This window comes from Collinsella aerofaciens (genome assembly GCF_040910245.1).
GTDB lineage: Bacteria > Actinomycetota > Coriobacteriia > Coriobacteriales > Coriobacteriaceae > Collinsella.
The window spans coordinates 83,349-100,083 of sequence record NZ_JBDGAY010000004.1 but is presented as its reverse complement, the minus strand read 5'-3'; the positions used below and the strand labels follow the sequence as shown (position 1 = coordinate 100,083).

The following is a 16,735-nucleotide window of genomic DNA, read 5'->3' as shown; positions in this document are numbered from 1 at the left end:
TTGGTGCGGCGTATAGGATTCGAACCTATGACGTTCTGATTCGTAGTCAGACCCTCTATCCAGCTGAGGTAACGCCGCAACGCACGGATTATTATGCACGTGAGCCCTCGATGGGTCAAGCAACAATTTGGAAAATTTTTACGAAGCGCTGATTAAGTTTTCGTGCGGATCCGCACCGGCTTCGCCCGCCTGCCGGCGGACTCGCCCGCTCGCTACGGACGCTCCGCGTCCGCTTCACGCTCGCGCCTCGACCGAGGTTCGAATCCATGCGGTGCCGGCATAAAAGAAAAGCCCCCGTTGCCGGAGGCTTAAAGTTCGATTGGTGCGGCGTATAGGATTCGAACCTATGACGTTCTGATTCGTAGTCAGACCCTCTATCCAGCTGAGGTAACGCCGCAGCGCAAGACATATAAAACCACTTTAGTTAGTTGGAGTCAAGCACAATCTCAAACTTTTTTCGAGAATATGCTCCTCACGCAGCTCCGCATGCGCCAACATCCCCAATGCGATCAATCGGTTTTTCAACCACATCGAACCCGGCACCGAGTTCCCTCAAAAGCGAACGCACCCGCTGGGCGCAGTCATAATCGGCAAACGAGATGCTCAGCATGCGCGCTACCTGGTTAGAAGTCCCAACTCCATAGAACTGCTCAAGCGCCACAAGCCCCTCGTGCGTCACAAAGGTCTCAACTACATGCAGCGACTCCTCAAAGCACCATTGGGTTAACGGACCCTCGCTCGTCTGCCGCACCACCAAACCACCCATACCCGATGGCTCACACGTAACTAGTAGGTGCTCCCCACCTTCATCGCTCTCAAACAAAACTACCCGTTCATCAAACAGCTCCATCGCATCCCCTTCCTCTCGCTTCAATTTAACAAAAGCATAGCAGGTAGATGGCTGTATACAGAACGTTTGTTCGTGTGTTTTCTATTGAGCTGTCCGCACGATATGGTAAGGCTTTGCGCACAAAAAGGGCGCCCCAAAAAGGAGCGCCCTCGCAAATCGCTTATGCAGGCAACCTACGCGACCGGCTCGATCTTCTCGAGGCCGCCCATGTAAGGACGAAGAACCTCAGGGATCGTGATGGTGCCGTCGGCGTTCTGGTAGTTCTCCAGGATGGCGGCCATGGTGCGGCCAGCCGGCAGGCCGGAACCGTTGAGGGTGTGCAGGTAGCGCGAGCCCTTGAAGTTCTCGGGGTCGCGATACTTGATGTTGGCGCGACGGGCCTGGAAGTCGCCGCAGTTGGAGCAGGAGCTGATCTCCTTGTAGGCGTTGTAGCTCGGCAGCCAGACCTCGATGTCGTAGGTCTGACGGGCAGAGAAGCCCAGGTCGCCGGTGCACAGGCTAATCACGCGATACGGCAGGCCCAGCTGCTGCAGCAGGTACTCGGCCTCGGCGGTCATGCTCTCGAGCTCCTCGTCGGATTCCTCCGGCTTGGCGAACTTGACCATCTCGACCTTGTCGAACTCGTGCTGGCGAATGATGCCGCGGGTGTCGCGACCGGCGGAACCGGCCTCCTCGCGGAAGCAGGGGGTGAAGGCAGTGTAGCGGCGAGGCAGAGTGTCGGCGTCCAGAACCTCACCGGCATGCAGGTTAGTCAGTACGACCTCGGCGGTAGGGATCAGGAAGTTGTCGCCCGAGACGTGATAGGCGTCGTCCTCAAATTTGGGCAGCTGGCCCGTGCCGAACATGGTCTGACGCTTGACGACGATGGGCGGCCACCACTCCTTGAAGCCACGGCTCGTGTGCGTGTCCAGGAAGAAGTTGATAAGGGCGCGCTCCAGGCGGGCGCCGGCGCCACCGAGAACGGTGAAGCGGCTGCCGGAGAGCTTGTTGCCACGCTCGAAGTCGAGGATGTCCAGATCGGTGCCCAGATCCCAGTGGGGCTTAAAGTCGAAGTCGAACTCGCGCGGGGTGCCCCAGCGGCGACGCTCGATGTTCTCGTCCTCGTCCTTACCGTACGGGGTAGCCTCGCACGGAATGTTGGGCAGGTGAGACATGAAGTCGTACTGCTCCTGCTCGAGAGCGGTACGGCGCTCGGCCAGACCGTCGATCTTCTCGTTGACGGCGCGCACGGCCTCCTTGGCGGCCTCGGCCTCGTCCTTCTTGCCCTCCTTCATCAGGGCGCCAATCTTCTTGGACTCGGCGTTACGCGTGGCCTGGAGCTCCTCGACCTCGGTGATGACGGCACGACGCTCGTCGTCGAGCTCAAAGAACTTCTCGCGATCCCAAGACGTCTGGCGATTTGCCATGGCGGTATCGATGGCATCGGGGTTCTCGCGAACAAACTTGATATCAAGCATTAGATCCTCCGGCGATATACATTCCATTTAGGTTGCAACCTTGTACATGTATGGGCAAGTATATACTTATGAGCGTTTACGACCCAACCCAACTACGCAAGAAGGCACCCAATGGACGCAGTTTTTTCCTTTTTGTTTGGCACCCGCACCGGTTTTGCCATCCTTTTCGCCGGCGGCATCCTGCTATTTGCGATTCTTGCCTTTGTGATGGAGAAGCGCACCCATAAGATGTATGTCGACCGCGGCCCCAAGTCCGAGGACGAAGAAGACAGCTTCTGGGACTAACCGACCAAAAAGGGACAGGTTTATTTTGGTCGGTTTTATCTGGGCAAACGCAAACGCCCCGCAACTGGAATTGAGCCAGTTGCGGGGCGCTTTTCGCTAAAAGGACAAAACCGCAGGAAAAACCTGACAAAATAAACCTGTCCCTTTTTGGTCGGTTTTACTGGAGGGTTGCGTCGATTGCCTTGACGAGGGCGCTGCGCATGCCGGCGTCCTCGAGCGCGACGACGCCCTTGATGGTAGCACCGCCGGGCGAGCACACGGCATCTTTCATCGCTGCGGGATGCTGGCCGGTTGCAAGCTGCAGCTTTGCCGTACCCAGCACCATCTGGCTCACAATGCGATAGGCATCGGCGCGCGGAATACCGTGTTTGACGGCCGCATCGCCCAGAGCCTCGATTGCCATGGCGACAAATGCCGGAGCGCAACCGCCCACGGTACCGCCCACAAACAGCAGACTCGAATCGAGCTCGACCACCGTGCCAAGCTTTCCGAGCAGACCGAGCACCGTGGCACGCTGCTCTTCGCTAAGCGTGGAAGCCTTCTCGCAGGCGATAACGCCCTCGCCCACCGAAACCGGCGTGTTGGGCACCGTCGAAATATGAGCGACACCTGGCAGGGCCTGTTCCCACTTGGCACTATCCCAGGTCCAGGCGACCGAAAGGACGACCTTGTCGGCAAGCGCATCCTTGAGTGGAGCGAAGACCTTCTCAATCATGTACGGCTTGACCGCCGCAACCACGATATCGGACGCGGCAACAACATCCGCCGCATCGTGGCAGGCAGCCATGCCCCGCGCCTCGCAACGCTCAACCAGAGCATCGTAGCGGCCTGCGCAGGCGCACATGTCGCCCGCGGCCACGCCGGCGGCAATCCAGCCATCGGCCATAGCGCTCGCCATATTGCCAAAACCGACAAATCCGATCTTCATATCACACAGTCCTCTCAGATGCATTCCTCAAAACGAAAGTCATTGTCCCACGCCATTGTTTCGTATTGCCGACCTACTTGTGATACGGCTCGCCACGGCTAATCTTGCAGGCGCGGTAGATCTGTTCCAGCAACACCACGCGCGCCAGGTTGTGCGGCAAGGTAATGCGTCCAAAGCTGAGCATCTCGTCGGCGCGGGCGCGCACGGCATCGCTCACGCCGTCCGATCCGCCGATTACAAAAGCGATGTCGCTGTTGCCTCTCAGCATGAGGTCATCGAGGCGGGCCGAGAACTCCTCGCTCGAACGCTCCTTGCCCTCGATAGCCAGCAGAATCACATGTGCCCGCGGTGGCAGGGCAGCAAGAATCGCCGCGCCTTCTTTGTTGCGCGCGGCATCCACGCCGCCCGCCTTGGCCGGATCGATATCGGCAACCTCGCGCATATCTACCTTGGCATAGGCGCCTAGGCGTTTGGTGTATTCGGCGCACGCGTCCTTCCAAAAGCGCTCTTTGAGCTTGCCAACGCAAACAACGGTATATTTCACGCGCGTCTACTCCTTTGACTCGTTCTGAACTTTGCCGGCGGTCAGCATCTGCTCGAACATCGAGGCCGACTGCGAGAAATCGCTCGGCAGCACGACCGTCGAGGTTTTGCCCGTGCGAGCGAACTCCGTCATCATCTCGGACCACTGCGTAAACATGAACAGCTGGTTGGCCTCATCGTTGCCGACGCCCGTCTCCTGGATGATCTCGAGCGAATCTTTGATGCCCAGAGCAATGGCCTTGCGCTGGTTGGCGATGCCCTCGCCCGCCTTTTCCATTGCCTCGGCCTCGGCGGTCGCCTCGGTAACGCGCTTGATGCGATCGGCCTCGGCGAGCTCCTGCGCAGCGGCGCGCTTTCGCTGGGCAGCGTTGATGTCGTTCATGGAGTTCTCGACCTCGGTCGGCAGCGCGATCTTGGTGATAAGTGTCGACACGAGGGTAAAGCCGTAGGCGGCCATCTGCTCGGACACGGTGGCGTTGACGTCCTTGGCGATATCGTCTTTTTTGGCAAAGACCTCATCGAGCGTGTAGACGGGGATAGAAGAGCGCAGGGCATCGGTGATGAAGTCACGCATTTGGTCGACGGGCTCCTGCAGCATGTAGTAGCTCTTGTAGATGCCCGAATCTGCCGGGCCGGCGCCCATGTCATAGCTCACGTGGTACTGAGCAGAGACCTCAAGGCCGATAGTCACGTTGTCCTGGGTCTTAACGTCGATGCCAAAACCGTTTTTCATGGTGCGCAGACTCACCGTGGCGGCTTTACGGTCGATTACGGGCACCTTCATGTGGAAGCCCGCGTTGACGATGCGGTTGAACTTGCCCAGGCGCTCAATGATCACAGCATGCTGCTGTTCAACGACATAGCAGGCGTTGGGGAGCAGTAGCAACAAAATGATGATGGGAAGTAGAAGGCTCGTAAGGGCAGCGATGATACCGGACAACAGCATGGTTTCTCCTCTGATAGGCACGCGTTGGGACTAGGATACCCGCACGAAGCAGCTGTGTGACACCAACAAGAGGACCCATGGTCAAAAAAGGCCAAATATGAGTACTGTTACCAGTTTAGTAACAGCGTATTTGGGTCAAAATCGCCTCTTTGAACCCGAAGTCTATCGAAATGACTTCATTTTGTCTCAAGGTTGAGCCAAATTAGCGTACATCTGTTGCGTAAAATGAGCAAAAATGGCTTCGCGAAATGTCTCTGTTTTCGTGCCAGTACTCATATTCGCCACTTTTTGACCACAGGGGCATCTACCGCGCGAAATCGATAGGTCAAATCTGCCAAAAACGGCCCATAACAAAAAAGCCCCCATTGCTGGGAGCTCTTTCATTTAATGGTGCGGGCGAAAGGACTTGAACCTTCATGGGGTTGCCCCCATACGGACCTGAACCGTACGCGTCTGCCAATTCCGCCACGCCCGCGTGCAGGAATTAGAATAACGGAGCGCCACCGCGAACGCAAGAACTATTTTTGAAAAAGTTTGCAGGCATTTTCCCAGGCGGCTCGAGCAACTGCTTCAGCATCCTCGCCGGTACGATCGACGCGGTCATTGACCAGCGTGTTTGCTGTGATGGAAATCATTGCAGGCTCGCACTCGAGACCGCGAATGGGCTCCGGCGCCATATAGGGACAATCCGTCTCGAACAGAATACGGTCGAGCGGGGTTGCCGCGAATGCCTCGCGCACGTCGCCGTTGCGCTTAAAGGTAGCCGCGCCGCCATAGGCGATGTAACAACCCAAATCCACAAAGCGCTCCATCGTGGCTCGATCCTCGCCAAAGCAGTGCAGCACGCAACCGGCCTGAGGCACGCCCACCTCGCGCAACACGTTGTAGGCGTCCACATGCGAGGTGCGCTCCTCGTCCGTATCCTCATGACGCAGATGCAGCTCTACCGGCACATTGCGGCGTACGGCGACCTCGAGTTGGCGCGCCATACAGTCGATCTGCACGTCGTGGGGCGCCGGCGCGATATCGTCGTCATAGTCCATGTGGTAGTCCAGACCGATCTCGCCAATACCGGCGCATAAGGGATCATCGAGCGCAGTCACAATCTGGGCATGGATATCATCGGTATAGTCCGGTGCGCCATACGGATGCACGCCGGCAAGATACTTGATCTGTGGAATATCCTGCATCGGCAGAATCTCGTGCGTCAGCCAGTCGCTATAGTCCGCCACGCTGCGCTTATCGGCAATGGGGTCGAAGACCGTCACCAACAAGTCAATGCCCGCTTCCTTGGCGCGCGCAAGCGTCTCGGGCACTTCCTTGCTCCAAAAAGAGAGCAGGTGCGCATGCGTATCGGCAAGCGGCGCCAGCGGCACCGGGCAGGCCACCGTTTTCTTCTTTTTGGTAAACGTCACGCGTTCGACATTAGGCGTCATGGGAAAGCTCCTGAGCCAAGCGGACAAAGGCGGCGACGTCGAGCGTCTCGGCGCGCGTGGTAGGTGCGATACCGCAGGCCTCAAAGGCGGCGTCGAGCGCGTCCTTGGCAAAGCCGTTGGCGCTCATAGAGTTGCGAATCGTCTTGCGACGCTGAGCAAACGCGGCGTCGATCACGCGGGCCACAAACTCGCGGTCGATGCCCTCGGGTACCATACCGTCAACGCGATCGATGCGCACCACGGCAGAATCCACATGCGGCGCCGGCATAAAGCAGCGCGGCGGCACCTCAAAGCGCCCCGTCACCTGCGCATACAGGCCGAGTTTTGCCGTGTAGCCGCCATAGGTCTTGTTGCCCGGCACTGCGGCAATGCGATCGGCAACCTCCTTTTGAACCATGACGACGGCGCGCTTGAGCGCAGGCATCGTCTGGAAGAACTGCAGGATGATCGTCGCCGCCACGTTATAGGGCAGGTTCGCGACAAATACCGTCGGCTCACCGCCCGCAGCCTGCTCAATCTGCCCCGGCATCACCCTGAGCGCGTCGCCCATGATAAAGCGGAAGTTGGCATAGTCGGCGGCGTGGGCATCGAGCACCGGCTCAAGCTCGGGATCAGCCTCGATCGACATGACGCACGCCGCCTCCTGCAGCAGCGCAAGCGTGAGCGTGCCAATGCCCGGGCCAACCTCGAGCACGCGCTCATCGCCCGCAAGCTCGGAAAGCTCGCAAATACGCTCAATTACATGGTTGTCGATCAGGAAGTTCTGGCCCAGGCGATGCTTGGTCGCAAGGCCAAACTCCTCTAGCAGCTCCCTAGTTGCCGTGGGGTTTGCCAAAGGCGAAGTTGTCATGGTTGCCTCCTTAACATGGTGGCTGCATCGTAAAGCAAAAGGGCATGGACCGTTGCGGCCATGCCCTTACATCTAAACAGCAAATTGCCGATATGGCGCGCAGCGGCTTAGCCCAGACGCGGGAACAGCGGCTCGCCCTTCTCGACGGGCTGACCACCGGCAAGCAGGCCCCAAGCGCAAATGCCCTTGAGGTCGTCGCTCGCGGCCTCGTCCTCGCAGGACAGGCGGCGCAGGGCCTCGGCAGAGGTCTGGGGCATGAGCGGCATCAGCAGGTGAGCGGCAATGCGGATGGCCTCGAGCAGGTTGTAGATCACAAACGCCAGCTCGTCAGCCTTGGCCTCGTCCTTGGCAAGTGCCCAAGGCTCGGAGTCCTCGATGTAGTGGTTGGCGGCATGGATGAGCTCCATGACCTCGTCCTTAGCTCCACCGTAATCGAGCACGTCCATCTTGGCCATGTAACGATCGACCAGGCCATCGGCAATTTTTGCCAGCGGGTTGTCGAACGCATCGAACGATGCGGGCTTGGCGGGCGCGCAACCGTCAAAGTACTTGCCGCTCATGTTGAGCGAACGCGAGATAAGGTTGCCCCAGCTGTTGGCCAGGTCGGCGTTGTAGACCTGCTCCATGCGCTCGAAGCTGATGGCGCCGTCGGTGCCGGGCACCACGTCGGTCATAAAGTAATAGCGATAGCCCTCAACGCCCAGCATGTCGATAACGTCCTGCGGAGCGATGGCGTTGCCGCGGCTCTTGGACATCTTCTCGGCCTTGCCGGTCTCGGCGTTGCGCACGGTCAGGAAGCCGTGGGCAAAGACGTGCTCGGGCAGGGCTTCACCGATGGCCATGAGCATGGCGGGCCAAATGACGCAGTGGAAGCGGATGATGTCCTTGCCCACGATGTGGAACTGCGCGGGCCAGCGATAGGCCAGCTCGGCACGGGCCTCGTCGGTGTCGACACCGTAGCCGACGGCCGTCATATAGTTGAGCAGCGCATCGAACCACACGTAGGTCACGTGACCCTCGTCGAACGGGACCTGAATGCCCCAGTCAAAGCTCGTACGGCTCACGGAAAGGTCGTTGAGGCCGCCTTCGACAAAGCTGCGCACCTCGTTCATGCGGAACGTGGGCTCAACAAAGTCGGGGTGCTCGTCGTAAAGCTTGAGCAGCTTGTCCTGGAACGCAGAGAGCTTAAAGAAGTAGGACTCCTCCTGCACGCGCTCGAGCGGACGGTGGCAATCGGGGCACAGGTGCTGGCCGACGCTGCCGTACTCTTCGTCACCCTTCTGGACCTGTGTATCGGTAAAGTAGGTCTCGTCGGGCACGCAGTACCAGCCGTCGTAGCTGCCCTTATACAGGTAGCCGGACTCCTTCATGCGCTCCCACAGGTACTGCACGGCATGATGCTGGCGCGGCTCGGTGGTGCGGATGAAGTCGTCGTTGGAAATCTCGAGCTTGCTCCAAAGCTCCTTGAAGTGCGGAGCCTGGCTGTCGGTCCACTCCTGCGGCGTCATGTTGTGCTTGGCTGCGGCCTCGGCGACCTTCTCGCCGTGCTCGTCCATGCCGGTCAGGAACTTGACGTTATAGCCGGCGGAGCGGCGATAGCGAGCCTGAACGTCGGCGATGATGGTGGAATAAGCCGTGCCCAGGTGCGGATCGGCGTTGACGTAGTAGATGGGCGTCGTGATAAAGAACGAAGGCTTGCTTTGATCCATGGGGTTTGTCCTCCAGAAAAACGTTGCATACAGAGGATGATTCTAGCGCAAGGGCTGGATATCCTCCATCTATTGCATATCGAGCACCATGGCATAGACATCGCGCTTGCGGCGCGAATACTTCTGAGACAGGCGCTTGGCCACCGCAGAGGCGGGCTCCCCCTCCTCGAGCGCGGCGCGGATATCCTCGCGCAGGGCCTCGTCGGGATCCTCTGCCGCGGCGCCAACCGGCACGATACCGGCCTCCTCATCCTCACTCGGCGGCGCGATGACCAGCGCAATCTCGCCCTTTACCTCGCCGCGAGCACGCAGCTCCTCGGCAAGCTGGGCAGCGGGCCCGCGCAAGACCTCCTCGTGCAGCTTGGTGAGTTCGCGGCAGACGGCAACCTCACGCTGGGGAAAGACCTCCGCCACGGCCTCGAGCGTCGCCACGATACGATGTGGAGACTCGTAGAAGATGAGCGCGCCGGGCACCACGGCAAGGCGCTGCAAACGGCGCACGCGGTCGCCGTGCTTTCGGCCCAAAAAGCCCTCGAAGAAAAAATGCTCGCAGGGAATGCCGGACGAAACGAGCGCCGTGACGCAAGCAGAGGGCCCGGGAATAACTTCGACGGGCACATCGGCCTCACGCGCCGCCTCGACCAGCGCCTGGCCGGGATCGGACACGCTCGGCATGCCGGCGTCCGAGGCAAAGGCGAGGGTCTCCCCCGCCAGCAGACGGTCGACCAGGCCGGCGGCGCGGTTGGCGATCACATTCTCGTCGCAACGGACAAGCGGCTTGGAAATGCCCAGATGCATCAGCAGCTTTGACGTCACACGCGTGTCTTCGCAGCAGATGGCATCGGCGGCGGCAAACGCCTCGCCAACGCGCGGGGACAGGTCGCCCAGGTTGCCGATGGGCGTGCCGACCACATAGAGTTTGCCCGTATGGGTGCTGTTTTGCGTCATATCAACCTATTCAATCATGCCGCGCTCGAGCGTACCGAGCGCCGCGCGGGCGTCCCATGCTGCAATGCGCTTCTCGGTCTTCCACGTTTGGAAGAACCAACCGGCAGCCGGCGCAAACGAAGCCAGCTGGTTGGCGATAAACACGCGCTCGTAGGCATTGCGGCCTTCGGGCGTAACCGACGAGTTGGCAAAGATCGCCGCACCCGACCATTCGCCCACCAGCACGGGGAACCCAGTCGAAATCGCTTCTTTAAGCTCGCGCTTGTTACGCGAAATCGCCGTCGTCAGCCCGCGGGGGCTCGTGATATCGAGCGCATACTCGTCGCGGTAATGGTACAGGTGAAGGTCCATGTAGACGTTCTTGTACTTGGCGCCGCGCATAAAATGCTTCCACTCGCTGGGATGCCCCGAAGACGAAAAGACGACGATCTTATCCTCGGGCATATACGAACGGACGAGCTCGTAGGCATCGCGATAGAAATTGCGCAGGTAGTGAGCCGGAATGCCATCCGTCATGGCAAAGAGACTCTTGCGGACACTCATCTGCGGCGTATCCAGCAGCTCAATGCCCAGCAGGCTCTCGGCCTCGCCGTAACGCTCGGCCAAGCGCTCGAGCACGTCGAGTGCGACATGGCGGCCGTTAGTGGACGAATGCCACTCGGCAACAGCCTCCGGCGTGGCGGGCGAATCGTTGGAATCGCCCTGGCCACCGGGCACAGTCGCCAGGTCAAGCAGCACGCGAATGTTGTACTTGGCAGCCCACTCAATCGCGCGGTCGATGTAATCGACAACCGAGATGTAGGAGGCATCGGACTCCTGTGAGCCAAAGGCATACCAAGGCACCGGCAGGCGCACGGCGTTGAGGCCGATCTGCGCCATGCGACGGAAATCATCCTCGCTCACAAACGTCTCGTAATGACGGCGCATGCGCTCGTTATAGGCGGCGGTGCCCATGGCCTCCTGCAGCTCGGCCGCGTTGGATGCACCAGTCGCCGCGTATAGCGACGGGGTAACCCAAGGCTCGGGAATGAACCAGCCAGAGAGATTAACGCCGAGTATCCTCTCCATCACTGCCCCCTTCGGATCGTGCAGGCCGAGCCTGCATCGTATTGCATAGGAAAAGTATCGTTTTGAGTATACCCGCGCGTGCGGACAGACGACCGAACGGTCTGTAAAGTGGCGCAAAAGCGGGAGGAATGTCTGAGCGGGCCCGAGATGGCGCGCCGAGATGTGCACGCACGTCGGAAGTAAGCGCCGGAAAGCGCGTCCCGTTTTTCGCAAAAGACTGGGATGCATTTTCCGCGGGTCCACATAAAAGAAAAGGACCCCTTTGCAGAGGTCCTAGTCAATTCAAGGTGGCGGGGAAGGGAATCGCGCCCGCGCTCCGCGCGTGCGGACCGCTGCGGCGCTTCCGCGCCTTGCGAGCTCCGCTGGCAAACGCTATCGCGTTTACTCAGCTCCGCGCCCTCACGGGGTTCGATTCCGTGCGAGAGCTACATAAAAGAAAAGGACCCCTTTGCAGAGGTCCTAATCAATTCAAGGTGGCGGGGAAGGGAATCGAACCCCTGACACGAGGATTTTCAGTCCTCTGCTCTACCAACTGAGCTACCCAGCCATTTGAGGTGTGCCTTGTTTCAAGGCTTGATTAGTATAACCAAGGACGCGTTCCGGTCAACCGAGAATTTTAAAAAAGTTTTTGAGCACAGCCTCGGTTCTATAAATCGGCACGTCAGAGGCATCAGCCGGCAGCAAGAAGTTTTTCACTCAGAGCCGCACGGGCAAACTCACTTGGCGTCATCCCCTCGGCAGCCGCCCGTCGACGAATGGCCTCCTTCATTCCCAGAGGAATCTTGACCGACAGCGTTGCCGTCCCCTCACCTGAGAGCGGGGGCCGTCCATGCACGATTCCACCAACGGTGTGTTCGCCATCCGGAAACTCTCCGCGCTCGTACGACTCGCACCACGCGTCAATCATTTCATCCGTTACAACCTGACCATTAGCGGCCGTATACGTCTTGCCCATCATCGACCCCTTTGCCGAGCTCGCTCGATCTCTTGCCAGAATTTCTTCTGAACCGGAGACAGGGCATGAATAATGAGCCATCCACGAATTAGTTCGACCGCAACAAGTTCCACACTTCGACCATCTGGAAGCCATCCAATGGCAAGCCATCTCGGCGGCTCGTCCTCCGACTCGCGGCGAATGCACTCAGTAACCGCGAACCAGGCACCAAGCACCTGCTTTTCCGTCAAGTGTTTTTTGGCGTTCGGATGGATCTCAACATCCATGCATCTTCTCCTCCATCTTACCCAATTTCGTATGACGAAAGTCCGCCGTCGCCAATCTCTTACGCCGGTACTTGTTGGAGGGCGGGAGGTGTAGCGAGGATTGAAGGGCGTTCCAATACCGCCCAGGCACCGGGACAGGAACACATGTGCCAAGGACGGACGTTTTCGTAGCGCGCGAGGACATTGCCGTCGCGATCGATGAAGGCGATGTCGATGGGATAGGCCATAAAACACGTATGGACCGAAGAGCAGCGTGGAAACGCCATGACGAGCGGCAGGCCGTTGGCGGCAACCGGACGCCGTCCCAGCATGCCGCGCAGGCGCACGACAAACGACTCCGCCACCACAAACTCGGCCGGCGTCCAACCCAGCCTGTTGAGTGCCCGCGCGTAGGCGATGTAGGACGAGACCGCGGTCACATGACCACCCCCGGACGCCATGGATCGACCGTCACCGCACGCTCGTGCGACAACGTTGTCGGCGCCCCCAGCGGAACGCCAGCGATGCTGAGAGAAGTCGGCCACGGCTCATAGTGCATGGTGCAGGTGTAGGTCCTAAACGTACCGGATAGGGAGAGCAGGCCACCATCCAATGCCTTCGCGCCTTGCTCGCTCGACACTTCGATCTGCAAGTCATAGCCTTCCATGGCATTCAGAATTTGAGTCTGAACCGTCGCCGAGGCATCGGCAGAGCTTTCGTCGCCCTCCCCCTCCGACGCCACGGCGTGCGCCAACACGATGTCGGGCACCACGCGGTCGAAGCGCGCGACAGCGCTGGCAAAGACCATGACGTTGTACACGATGAGTGCCAGCACCAGCAAAACGGGCGTAACCACTGCCATCTCCACCGTCGCTTGGGCGCGCTCCTCGCGCAGACGCATGCGGATACTCATTACGACCCACCGCCCAGAGCGCCAACCAGCGTGGCGACATCGACGGTGAGCGGGATGGAGCCGCCGCCGGGCAGAGGAATCTCCGCAAGCGTGAACACCGTGCCGCTAATGGTGCGTTCGACTTGATATTCCAACGCCTCGCAAAGCGCCTTGGGATCGGTCACGCCCAACGGAATACTTCGCAGCTTGTCTTGCGCTTGAGAGAAACCAGCAATGTCAGACCCCGGACTCTTAATGACGTTGGCGGAATCGGTCAGCACCGGCTTTCGCAGGCGCAAGTCGCACGGCTCCAGACCCAACGCCGCCACGGAGGACGAGACGGTGTCACCGAGCCAGGACGCGATGGAGCCCAACGCGCCGCTACTCCCTCCCAAGCCACCGATCAGCTCTCCCATAAGCTCGTCGGCCGCACCCTGGATGTCTCCGTACCCCACAAGTAGGCGACCCCAAACATCCATAACGCCGTCGAGCACGCCGGCAACGCCGCCCGAACGCTCCTCCAGCGTCGAGAAGAAACGCGCGAGCACGTTGTTCTGCGCGGTCGCATCGTCAGGCGCCAGCACTGCAGCAGAAATTGCACCACGATCGCCAAGCTCAACTGCCGTGTTAAACGAAGAGTTGAGCTCGTCGGGACTGGAGATGGCGCCCGAGACCGCAAAGGCGACCACGCCGTTGCGACCGGGCGGGGCGATGCGCGGACGCTCACCGGATAGTTCTTTGATGGCGGTATCGAACGCATCGCCCGCACGGTCGGCTTCGTCCTCGGTCTGACGCTCGAGCTCAAGCTCCTTGTTGCGACAGTCGACGTAGTCCTCCAGGGCGTCTTTAAACTTGTCAAAGTGATACTCGAAGCCGTTTTCGATAGAGGTTGAAGGCGCCGCAACAGCACCAAGCGACGAAACGCCAAAATGGCATTTGCTGCATTTATCCTGCCCATCGTAATCGGCAACCGAAGCAAATCCGCTCGGCGTTCCTTTCTTATAGTTAGGGCAGGTCGTCCCGTAATGCAGATACGCCTTGTCATCGTTCACACTCGTCGGCCACACCGCATCGGTATAGAGTTCCGTCGCCCGAACCTCATCAGAGTTGCGCGGCAGCAGCGGAATATAGGAGGAAACCCTGTCTCCGTTCTCGGTTATATATGCCCGATCGACCTCCGCACTCGCATAGGTATAAAACGCCTTACGCGCCGCAGACTCTGCCTTCATCTCGACACTCGAGCCTTGGGGCTTCTCGTTTGCCAGACGCCGATGGTAGTAGTCCTTCGCGCGATCAAGGGCAACTTGAGGCTCCCACGTAACGCTCGAAGCGTAATGCGGATTTTGAACACCGGAGAGATCCGTTAGGCTTTTCGCACGCTCCCACATACACGAACAGCTGCCGACCGAACCTTTATCCGATCCACCGCAATCCGCTAGCCAGGCGCGCTCTTTGGCCTTCGCCGTCTCCTCCGATGCTTTTTGTAGCTCCTCGGCCGCGCGCTCCAGATCTTCCGACGCATCTTTAATGGCATCGGTCGAGATCTCGGATCCTTCGAGCGCAACAAAATCCGACTCGGATGTCCTGGGCACGGCAAGCGCCGTACCGGTATAGGTCACGCCGTCGGTATCCTGCGCCGATACTGCCTGCATGGCACGCGCGGCAACCAGGTACGGCAAGGCGGTCTCAATCTTTTGCAGGCCCTTTGCCGCACTTTTGGCAAACTTGTTACGTGTTTTAATGATCTGGGTTCCCGTATCGATGATATCGCTGCCAACGACCTCGGCGCCCGGAATAAGAATGGCAACCAAGCCGGTTCCGATCGTGGCAAACCCCGCCAGGCCCAAACTCAAAATGCTCGCATCCACCACCGTGGCGGCCGTGTGATAGGACGACACCACGTTGGCGCCCGCCAGTGCACCGCTATCGGCCGCCACCTGGGTATCTCCGGCGCGCGACATGCTCCATATCGCCGCGGTCGACGAAAACAGCAGCGTAAGCACCGCCAGAATGACAACCGCAGAGGAGAGCGTGGTATAGGCCCCGTCTTCGATAAACAAGTCGATACCGGCACGGCCCATAAAGCCGCCCCGCTTGCGGCGAGCGCCTGGTCGACGGCGAGCCGCAAACCCTTGCGTCACCCGCAGCAGGCAGCGCCTAATCCCATGCAGCAATCCATGAATCATAATCTCCCTCCAGCCATTCGGGACGCGATCGATACGAGACGTCGACCTTGAGCTCGACATAGCCGCCCTCACCCGCACTGCCCATGGCCTGCACAAATGCACCGATCACGGGCAGCGGCTTAACCTCGCCGGCAACAGACACGGACGAAACGCCACCGGCACCGGCCCGCCCCAACTCGATATCCCACGACAGCGGCCCGCCGGCATGAAAAATCGAGACGTTGGGCACCGCGGCAAGTCTGCGGCGAGTGAACTCCTTAAGGTCATCGTCGTCCTCCACCGTCGTCGTGGTCATAAGCCGCGCGGTCTCGGCGGCGGCAGACTCCATGACCGCACGCGTATAGAGCAGGCACACCGGCTGCAACGCGAGCAAGATAAGTGTCAAAAACGTCGGCAGCAAAAAGGCGGCCTCGACCGTAGATTGCGCCCGATCCTCGCACGCGATATCAATACAGAGCGATGTCCTTGGCACCCGTCGCGGCATCGATAACCGACGATGGGGCGACGCCATGAGACGCTGCCCGCTCGACCAGTGCCGCCAAGCGCCCATCGGTGCCAGCGCGCCAAAGCCCCGCAATCGCCAGCACAATCGATAACAGCGCCACGGTGACGATGGCGTATTCGACGGTCGACTGAGCAGATTCCTCACACAGGACACCATGCATTTCACGACCCCTCCTTTGACTCCGTTGTTTGCGGAACCAGACGCACGGCACGCAGGCGGCACGAGGCATCGCCGGCATCCGCGGCAACCGTCACCATGTCGACCCAGCCTCTCCCATCGCGCACGATGGCGCCCCATACGTTGCCCTTAATATCGAGATAGCCGCTCAGGGCGAGCTGGGCCGTGGGCACCTCACGGTAGGCGCGCAGCAGGTCTGCCGCTGCCTCGGTCATCGGCCGGTCCTCGGACCATGCGAGCCGAACCGCAATCGCGTTGTCTGCAGACGGCTCCGTCGCACTGGCCGCCCGCTCATCGAGTGCCCGCAAAAAGGTCTGAGCCGTGACGGCGGCATTCTGACCGCCCATAGCCCCCGCGCCTTCCGCTTGTGACACCGCCGCCGAGCCCGATCCCAAATCGGCAGTAGCGCCTGGACGCTGCTGCCGCGCAACACCCAGCCCCCAAAACGTCACCGCTATTGCCACGAGCAAGCAAACGAGCACCAGCGGCGAACCAACAGGCCGCCTGCCTCCTACAGGCTGTTGATGCCGTCTTTGATCGCGTTCCATAGTTCTTCGACTTTGCTCTTAAACGCGACGATGGCGATAATCGCGATCACTACGAGCACGCCGACCAAGATGGCGTATTCGGTAGTGCCCTGCGCGCTCTCCTCCCGCAACAGCGCCTTGGCACGCTGGCGAGCGCGGATTGCCCGGCAAAAAGCCCAGCTCCAAGCCTTGCCCGCAATGTCGGTCATCGTGTTCATGTATTCCTCC

General features: G+C 59.8%; 20 protein-coding genes and 4 tRNA genes. 1 reads left to right on the top strand and 23 read right to left on the bottom strand.

Going from position 1 to position 16,735, the window contains the following annotated elements:
• Window position 1: 1 nt before the first annotated feature.
• The 4 genes from AB5Z20_RS02775 to serS all read right to left on the bottom strand — a co-directional run bounded on the left by AB5Z20_RS02775 (window position 2) and on the right by serS (window position 2,307).
• A tRNA-Arg gene (locus AB5Z20_RS02775) sits at window positions 2–78 on the bottom strand.
• Between the two features lie 242 nt (window positions 79–320).
• Window positions 321–397, bottom strand: a tRNA-Arg gene (locus tag AB5Z20_RS02770).
• Between the two features lie 75 nt (window positions 398–472).
• Window positions 473–850 carry a hypothetical protein gene (locus AB5Z20_RS02765; protein WP_195624895.1) on the bottom strand — a complete coding sequence of 126 codons (378 nt, stop codon included), beginning with the start codon at window positions 848–850 and terminating at the stop codon, window positions 473–475.
• A gap of 173 nt (window positions 851–1,023) precedes the next feature.
• On the bottom strand, window positions 1,024–2,307 hold the full coding sequence (gene serS / locus AB5Z20_RS02760) for a serine--tRNA ligase (protein WP_117797155.1): 1,284 nt from the start codon (window positions 2,305–2,307) through the stop codon (window positions 1,024–1,026).
• Window positions 2,308–2,418: 111 nt separating this feature from the next.
• Here serS and AB5Z20_RS02755 point away from each other — a divergent pair, with 111 nt between their 5' ends.
• Window positions 2,419–2,592, top strand: a complete 174-nt coding sequence (locus AB5Z20_RS02755) for a DUF6724 family protein (protein WP_006235069.1) — start codon at window positions 2,419–2,421, stop codon at window positions 2,590–2,592.
• A gap of 157 nt (window positions 2,593–2,749) precedes the next feature.
• Here the strand turns inward: AB5Z20_RS02755 and proC are convergent, their stop codons facing one another.
• The 19 genes from proC to AB5Z20_RS02660 form a co-directional block, all read right to left on the bottom strand.
• Window positions 2,750–3,520, bottom strand: a complete 771-nt coding sequence (proC, locus tag AB5Z20_RS02750; protein ID WP_368156163.1) for a pyrroline-5-carboxylate reductase — start codon at window positions 3,518–3,520, stop codon at window positions 2,750–2,752.
• A 73-nt stretch (window positions 3,521–3,593) separates the two neighbouring features.
• The gene (rlmH, locus tag AB5Z20_RS02745) at window positions 3,594–4,064 is read right to left on the bottom strand and encodes a 23S rRNA (pseudouridine(1915)-N(3))-methyltransferase RlmH (protein WP_368156162.1); all 471 of its coding nucleotides are present in this window, start codon (window positions 4,062–4,064) and stop codon (window positions 3,594–3,596) included.
• A gap of 6 nt (window positions 4,065–4,070) precedes the next feature.
• Entirely contained in the window at window positions 4,071–5,009 is a 939-nt protein-coding gene (locus tag AB5Z20_RS02740; protein ID WP_118256237.1) for an SPFH domain-containing protein, read from the bottom strand.
• A gap of 388 nt (window positions 5,010–5,397) precedes the next feature.
• Window positions 5,398–5,484 (bottom strand) — tRNA-Leu (locus AB5Z20_RS02735).
• Between the two features lie 43 nt (window positions 5,485–5,527).
• Window positions 5,528–6,445, bottom strand: coding sequence for a TatD family hydrolase (locus tag AB5Z20_RS02730; protein WP_271737146.1), 918 nt, complete (start codon window positions 6,443–6,445; stop codon window positions 5,528–5,530).
• Window positions 6,435–7,295, bottom strand: coding sequence for a 16S rRNA (adenine(1518)-N(6)/adenine(1519)-N(6))-dimethyltransferase RsmA (gene rsmA, locus AB5Z20_RS02725; RefSeq protein ID WP_368156161.1), 861 nt, complete (start codon window positions 7,293–7,295; stop codon window positions 6,435–6,437). The genes AB5Z20_RS02730 and rsmA overlap by 11 nt, the downstream gene beginning before the upstream one ends.
• A 107-nt stretch (window positions 7,296–7,402) precedes the next feature.
• Complete coding sequence (metG, locus tag AB5Z20_RS02720) at window positions 7,403–9,004, bottom strand: methionine--tRNA ligase (protein WP_368156160.1); 1,602 nt, start codon at window positions 9,002–9,004, stop codon at window positions 7,403–7,405.
• A 69-nt stretch (window positions 9,005–9,073) separates the two neighbouring features.
• Window positions 9,074–9,952, bottom strand: a complete 879-nt coding sequence (rsmI, locus tag AB5Z20_RS02715) for a 16S rRNA (cytidine(1402)-2'-O)-methyltransferase (protein ID WP_349074505.1) — start codon at window positions 9,950–9,952, stop codon at window positions 9,074–9,076.
• Window positions 9,953–9,958: 6 nt separating this feature from the next.
• Window positions 9,959–11,020: a glycoside hydrolase family 5 protein gene (locus tag AB5Z20_RS02710; protein WP_099432625.1), complete on the bottom strand. Its 1,062-nt coding sequence runs from the start codon at window positions 11,018–11,020 to the stop codon at window positions 9,959–9,961.
• Window positions 11,021–11,494: 474 nt separating this feature from the next.
• Window positions 11,495–11,567: transfer RNA gene (locus tag AB5Z20_RS02705), tRNA-Phe, on the bottom strand.
• 123 nt (window positions 11,568–11,690) lie between these two features.
• Window positions 11,691–11,975: a ribbon-helix-helix domain-containing protein gene (locus AB5Z20_RS02700; protein WP_035137167.1), complete on the bottom strand. Its 285-nt coding sequence runs from the start codon at window positions 11,973–11,975 to the stop codon at window positions 11,691–11,693.
• Window positions 11,975–12,241, bottom strand: coding sequence for a hypothetical protein (locus tag AB5Z20_RS02695; protein WP_035136816.1), 267 nt, complete (start codon window positions 12,239–12,241; stop codon window positions 11,975–11,977). Before AB5Z20_RS02695 ends, AB5Z20_RS02700 begins: the two co-directional genes overlap by 1 nt.
• 59 nt (window positions 12,242–12,300) lie before the next feature.
• The gene (locus tag AB5Z20_RS02690; RefSeq protein ID WP_368156159.1) at window positions 12,301–12,681 is read right to left on the bottom strand and encodes a DUF192 domain-containing protein; all 381 of its coding nucleotides are present in this window, start codon (window positions 12,679–12,681) and stop codon (window positions 12,301–12,303) included.
• Window positions 12,657–13,133 carry a TadE/TadG family type IV pilus assembly protein gene (locus AB5Z20_RS02685; RefSeq protein WP_349074499.1) on the bottom strand — a complete coding sequence of 159 codons (477 nt, stop codon included), beginning with the start codon at window positions 13,131–13,133 and terminating at the stop codon, window positions 12,657–12,659. Before AB5Z20_RS02685 ends, AB5Z20_RS02690 begins: the two co-directional genes overlap by 25 nt.
• Entirely contained in the window at window positions 13,133–15,298 is a 2,166-nt protein-coding gene (locus AB5Z20_RS02680; protein WP_368156158.1) for a hypothetical protein, read from the bottom strand. The genes AB5Z20_RS02685 and AB5Z20_RS02680 overlap by 1 nt, the downstream gene beginning before the upstream one ends.
• On the bottom strand, window positions 15,270–15,770 hold the full coding sequence (locus AB5Z20_RS02675; RefSeq protein WP_225094203.1) for a TadE family protein: 501 nt from the start codon (window positions 15,768–15,770) through the stop codon (window positions 15,270–15,272). The genes AB5Z20_RS02680 and AB5Z20_RS02675 overlap by 29 nt, the downstream gene beginning before the upstream one ends.
• Window positions 15,745–15,963 (bottom strand): hypothetical protein, encoded by a 219-nt coding sequence (locus tag AB5Z20_RS02670; RefSeq protein WP_225094202.1) that lies wholly within the window; start codon window positions 15,961–15,963, stop codon window positions 15,745–15,747. Before AB5Z20_RS02670 ends, AB5Z20_RS02675 begins: the two co-directional genes overlap by 26 nt.
• A 1-nt stretch (window position 15,964) precedes the next feature.
• Window positions 15,965–16,327, bottom strand: a complete 363-nt coding sequence (locus AB5Z20_RS02665; protein WP_349114221.1) for a hypothetical protein — start codon at window positions 16,325–16,327, stop codon at window positions 15,965–15,967.
• A gap of 164 nt (window positions 16,328–16,491) precedes the next feature.
• Complete coding sequence (locus AB5Z20_RS02660) at window positions 16,492–16,725, bottom strand: hypothetical protein (RefSeq protein WP_152076574.1); 234 nt, start codon at window positions 16,723–16,725, stop codon at window positions 16,492–16,494.
• Window positions 16,726–16,735 lie beyond the last annotated feature (10 nt).

Excerpts from the sequence above, each read along its gene's own strand:
- AB5Z20_RS02765 (WP_195624895.1), bottom strand. The coding sequence starts at position 850 with ATGGAGCTGTTTGATGAACGGGTAGTTTTGTTTGAGAGCGATGAAGGT.
- serS (WP_117797155.1), bottom strand. The coding sequence starts at position 2,307 with ATGCTTGATATCAAGTTTGTTCGCGAGAACCCCGATGCCATCGATACC.
- AB5Z20_RS02755 (WP_006235069.1), top strand. The coding sequence starts at position 2,419 with ATGGACGCAGTTTTTTCCTTTTTGTTTGGCACCCGCACCGGTTTTGCC.
- proC (WP_368156163.1), bottom strand. The coding sequence starts at position 3,520 with ATGAAGATCGGATTTGTCGGTTTTGGCAATATGGCGAGCGCTATGGCC.
- AB5Z20_RS02740 (WP_118256237.1), bottom strand. The coding sequence starts at position 5,009 with ATGCTGTTGTCCGGTATCATCGCTGCCCTTACGAGCCTTCTACTTCCC.
- AB5Z20_RS02730 (WP_271737146.1), bottom strand. The coding sequence starts at position 6,445 with ATGACGCCTAATGTCGAACGCGTGACGTTTACCAAAAAGAAGAAAACG.
- rsmA (WP_368156161.1), bottom strand. The coding sequence starts at position 7,295 with ATGACAACTTCGCCTTTGGCAAACCCCACGGCAACTAGGGAGCTGCTA.
- metG (WP_368156160.1), bottom strand. The coding sequence starts at position 9,004 with ATGGATCAAAGCAAGCCTTCGTTCTTTATCACGACGCCCATCTACTAC.
- rsmI (WP_349074505.1), bottom strand. The coding sequence starts at position 9,952 with ATGACGCAAAACAGCACCCATACGGGCAAACTCTATGTGGTCGGCACG.
- AB5Z20_RS02710 (WP_099432625.1), bottom strand. The coding sequence starts at position 11,020 with ATGGAGAGGATACTCGGCGTTAATCTCTCTGGCTGGTTCATTCCCGAG.
- AB5Z20_RS02700 (WP_035137167.1), bottom strand. The coding sequence starts at position 11,975 with ATGGGCAAGACGTATACGGCCGCTAATGGTCAGGTTGTAACGGATGAA.
- AB5Z20_RS02695 (WP_035136816.1), bottom strand. The coding sequence starts at position 12,241 with ATGGATGTTGAGATCCATCCGAACGCCAAAAAACACTTGACGGAAAAG.
- AB5Z20_RS02690 (WP_368156159.1), bottom strand. The coding sequence starts at position 12,681 with ATGGCGTCCGGGGGTGGTCATGTGACCGCGGTCTCGTCCTACATCGCC.
- AB5Z20_RS02685 (WP_349074499.1), bottom strand. The coding sequence starts at position 13,133 with ATGAGTATCCGCATGCGTCTGCGCGAGGAGCGCGCCCAAGCGACGGTG.
- AB5Z20_RS02680 (WP_368156158.1), bottom strand. The coding sequence starts at position 15,298 with ATGATTCATGGATTGCTGCATGGGATTAGGCGCTGCCTGCTGCGGGTG.
- AB5Z20_RS02670 (WP_225094202.1), bottom strand. The coding sequence starts at position 15,963 with ATGCATGGTGTCCTGTGTGAGGAATCTGCTCAGTCGACCGTCGAATAC.
- AB5Z20_RS02665 (WP_349114221.1), bottom strand. The coding sequence starts at position 16,327 with ATGGGCGGTCAGAATGCCGCCGTCACGGCTCAGACCTTTTTGCGGGCA.
- AB5Z20_RS02660 (WP_152076574.1), bottom strand. The coding sequence starts at position 16,725 with ATGAACACGATGACCGACATTGCGGGCAAGGCTTGGAGCTGGGCTTTT.